Here is a 3,225-nt window from a genome sequence, read left to right on the forward strand (position 1 = left end):
GGCCTCGCCCTGCTCCCCCACCGCGTGGACGGCAGAGAGCAGTTCGGCCATCCCCGCCGGGCGGGGCGGGGTCGCTCCGGTGACGGGGGCGAGCTCCCACCCACCGGCCCGGGCGGCGAGCCGCACCGCGCCCGCCCAGGTGGCGATGCGGCAGAGGCGGTTGCGCAGGGGGAGTTCGACGGACGGGTCCAGGTACCCGAGTCCGACGGTCGCGGCGGCGAGGTCGTCCAGCACCCGGCGCTCGACGGGGGTGCGGATCCAGTGGCCCTCCTGGGCGTCCTCGATGGCGGCGCTCCACCACTCCCAGGCGCTGTCGAGGCGGGCCCCTGCCTCGGCCTCGGCCTCTGTCCGCGAGGGAGGACCCGGCGGGGACGCCTGCGGCCGGTACAGGTGGAACAGTTCCGGATCGCCCTCGTCGAGGCCCTGGACGAGGCCGACCGGCTGCCACCCGGCCCGGTGCAGGAGCCGCCGCATCGGCTGGTTGGAGACGTTGGTCGAGGTGAACAGCCTCGGGGTCTCGCAGGAGGCCGCCACGGCGTCCAGCAGCCGACGGCCGACGCCCCTGCCGCGCGCGGAGGACGAGACCATCAGCATCGTGACGAAGCCCTGCTCGAAGAACGTGTACTCGGTGACGCAGTAGCCGAGGAGGCCGGACGCGTCTTCGGCCACAAGGACCGGGGCTTGGCCCTGCTGGCACCACCTGCGGATGCTCGCCGCCCGCTCCTCGTCGCCTCCGAGGGCGACCGAGTCGATACGGATCAGCGCGTCCGCATCCGACTCGGTGCCGCGCCGAACGACGAAGTCGCCGAAGTCCACTGCGTTCATGGGGACATGCTGCCAGCCGGCTGCGGCGCGGCCGTCTACTGCGGGCCCGGTCCTTCGGGGGCGCGGGGGTTCAGGCGGGTGGCCTGCCACGGCGAGTTGCGGCCGGCGGCCTCACGGTAGGCGACGCGCTGGACGGCGAAGAGCAGGCGGTAGAGGTTGAGGGCGGTGTCGGAGTCGTCGGCGGCGAAGCCGAGGTCGTGGACGAAGGTTTCGAGCCTGGGCCAGTCGAAGTCGTCGGGGACGGGCGGGGCGACGGCGACGCCGAAGAGGGAGTTGAAGGCCGCGGCGACGGCGTAGTGGGAGGCGGCGAGGGCGTTGGCGACGTCGGGGTCGGCGGCCGGGTCGAGGACGGGGTCGGGCACGTCAGGTCTCCTCTTGGGCGGGCTTTGCAAGCTTGAGCGTGGTGACGACGCCCAGGGCGACGGTGGCGAACGCCAGGGCGAGGAGGGAGAGGAAGGCGGCGGCGGTCAGGACCCGCACGAGCGCTCGCGGTCGGCGTCGAAGAGGAGGGTGAGGAGGTTCATCAAGGTCGACGCCGGCGCCGTGTTGAAGGCGACCAGGACGCGGCCGTCCATGGTCGTGTCCGTGGTGGCGGAGGGGAAGAGCAGGCCGAACGCGCGGCCGCGCTCCTGGAGTTCGGCGAGGAGGATGCGAACCTGGTCCTCGGTGTAGCCCCGGATGCGGGGGTCGGTGGGCTGCATGGGGAAGCGGCGGCGGTTCACGCGGAGGCCTCCAGTTCGAACCAGACGACCTTGCCCGTCTTGCGGGGCTCGGCGCCGAGGCGGTGGGTGAGGGCACGGACGAGGAAGAGGCCCCGGCCGGAGGAGGCGAGCGGGTCCGTGGGGAGGTGGACGGTGGGGAAGATCGGGTTGTTGTCGGCGACCGAGACCCGCAGACGGGGGCCGGTGAGGGCCAGCACGACCATGGGCGCAGGGGTGCCACCGTGCCGCCAGGCGTTGACGAAGACTTCGTGGAGGGCGAGTTCGGCGTCGGAGATGACGGACGGTCGCCACCCGGCCGACGCGAGGAGGTCGGTGAGCTCGGTACGAGCGGTGGAGCAGTCCGGAAGGTTGCAGGCACGCATGAGAGACCCCAGGGGAGGAAGAGGGGAATCGACGAAGGTGACGCTTCACCGTGTGATCGGTGCAACACTGACGGTAGGGGATCGGATGCCATCCATGCAATCGAACTAGCAACGATGCATACAATCGCGCTGGCAAGCCACCCACCCCATGCGAAACACTTCACCGACGAGGAGGGACCGCCAGTGGCATACAAGGGGCCGATCAGCCAGCGTCAACGGCGTTTCGGCGAGGAACTGCAACGCCTGCGCACGGCAGCCGGGTTGTCCGCGCCGGAGGCCGGCGCGCTTGTAGGGATGAAGGGTCCGGCGGTGAGCCACACCGAAGCCGGTCGGATCACCCTCAACCCCGAACGCCTTGAGACCTGGCTCGATGCGTACGGCTGCACAGACCCGGCCTACCGCGCAAAGCTCGCCGATATGGGGCGGAGCAGTGGGAAGGGCTGGTGGACCAACTTCGCCGACCGGGTTCCGACCCTGCTACTTGATCTCGCAGAAGCCGATCACAGCGCAGCCTCGATGGACAACTTCGAGACGTTCTACGTCCCTGGTCTTCTCCAGGTGCCTGCCTACATCGAAGCGATCTTCGAAGATGCCGACCAGCATCGTAAGTTGGATGTCGAAGCCGAGATCGAGTTCCGAAAGCAACGGCAGCGCATTCTCACAGACTTGCCACGCCGCGAGTTCCGATTCGTCATCCATGAGACAGCGTTGCGAATGCGATTCCCTGGCGATGCAGTCATGAGGCAGCAGCTTGTGCACCTGCTGGAAATCTCTGAGCTGCCGAACATCAGCATTCAAGTCTTGCCGTTCACCGCCGCGCAGAAGCCGCCCTCCACCGGCCCGTTCGTGCTATTCGATCCCGGAGCTCAGGCGCTCTCCACGGTCGTCGTGGATCACCCAAGCCACACCGAGTATCTTGGCGACCAGCATTCGATCGAGATCTACCGTAGGACCTTCAACCAGCTGAGCGAGCTGGCCTTGCCACCTGTCGACCAGTCCCTGACGACGCCCTCCTCACGCGACTCGTGGGGACTCATTCGACATCTTCTCTACTTGTTGCAAGCTTGAAAGGCGCCCAATGTCCGAACTCCGTTGGCAAAAGTCATCGTTCAGTGGATCGAACGAGGGCGGCAACTGCGTTCAACTCGCAGTCGGAGCCGACGAACTCCGTTACCTCCGGGAGTCGGACGACCCTTCCACCATCATCACCACCTCGACCACCAAGCTCCGGGTTTTCCTTCTCAGCGCCAAGGCCGGCGAGTTCGACCACCTCATCTGAACCACGCGACGGGGGCGGGATGGCGATACCGCCATCC

Annotated in this window: 6 protein-coding genes; 2 read left to right on the forward strand and 4 right to left on the reverse strand. The window is 68.1% G+C overall.

Annotation, left to right across the window (positions count from 1 at the left end; genetic code table 11):
• From ACFU6K_RS34920 to ACFU6K_RS34935, 4 genes are all read right to left on the reverse strand, one after another.
• A partial coding sequence (locus tag ACFU6K_RS34920) for a GNAT family N-acetyltransferase (protein ID WP_380670019.1) occupies positions 1 to 825 on the reverse strand: 825 nt, incomplete at its 3' end.
• Between the two features lie 35 nt (positions 826 to 860).
• Positions 861 to 1,187 (reverse strand): hypothetical protein, encoded by a 327-nt coding sequence (locus ACFU6K_RS34925; RefSeq protein ID WP_380670021.1) that lies wholly within the window; start codon positions 1,185 to 1,187, stop codon positions 861 to 863.
• Between the two features lie 105 nt (positions 1,188 to 1,292).
• Positions 1,293 to 1,547 (reverse strand): hypothetical protein, encoded by a 255-nt coding sequence (locus ACFU6K_RS34930; RefSeq protein WP_380670023.1) that lies wholly within the window; start codon positions 1,545 to 1,547, stop codon positions 1,293 to 1,295.
• Complete coding sequence (locus ACFU6K_RS34935; RefSeq protein WP_380670025.1) at positions 1,544 to 1,909, reverse strand: ATP-binding protein; 366 nt, start codon at positions 1,907 to 1,909, stop codon at positions 1,544 to 1,546. The genes ACFU6K_RS34930 and ACFU6K_RS34935 overlap by 4 nt, the downstream gene beginning before the upstream one ends.
• A 183-nt stretch (positions 1,910 to 2,092) precedes the next feature.
• Between ACFU6K_RS34935 and ACFU6K_RS34940 the strand changes: the two genes are divergently transcribed.
• Together ACFU6K_RS34940 and ACFU6K_RS34945 are read left to right on the forward strand one after the other, a co-directional pair.
• Complete coding sequence (locus ACFU6K_RS34940) at positions 2,093 to 2,977, forward strand: helix-turn-helix domain-containing protein (RefSeq protein ID WP_380670027.1); 885 nt, start codon at positions 2,093 to 2,095, stop codon at positions 2,975 to 2,977.
• 10 nt (positions 2,978 to 2,987) lie between these two features.
• Positions 2,988 to 3,188, forward strand: a complete 201-nt coding sequence (locus ACFU6K_RS34945; RefSeq protein WP_380670029.1) for a DUF397 domain-containing protein — start codon at positions 2,988 to 2,990, stop codon at positions 3,186 to 3,188.
• Positions 3,189 to 3,225 lie beyond the last annotated feature (37 nt).

It is taken from the genome of Kitasatospora sp. NPDC057512, from assembly GCF_042802135.1.
In the GTDB taxonomy this organism is placed as follows: domain Bacteria; phylum Actinomycetota; class Actinomycetes; order Streptomycetales; family Streptomycetaceae; genus Kitasatospora.

Excerpts from the sequence above, each read along its gene's own strand:
- ACFU6K_RS34935 (WP_380670025.1), bottom strand. The coding sequence starts at position 1,909 with ATGCGTGCCTGCAACCTTCCGGACTGCTCCACCGCTCGTACCGAGCTC.
- ACFU6K_RS34945 (WP_380670029.1), top strand. The coding sequence starts at position 2,988 with ATGTCCGAACTCCGTTGGCAAAAGTCATCGTTCAGTGGATCGAACGAG.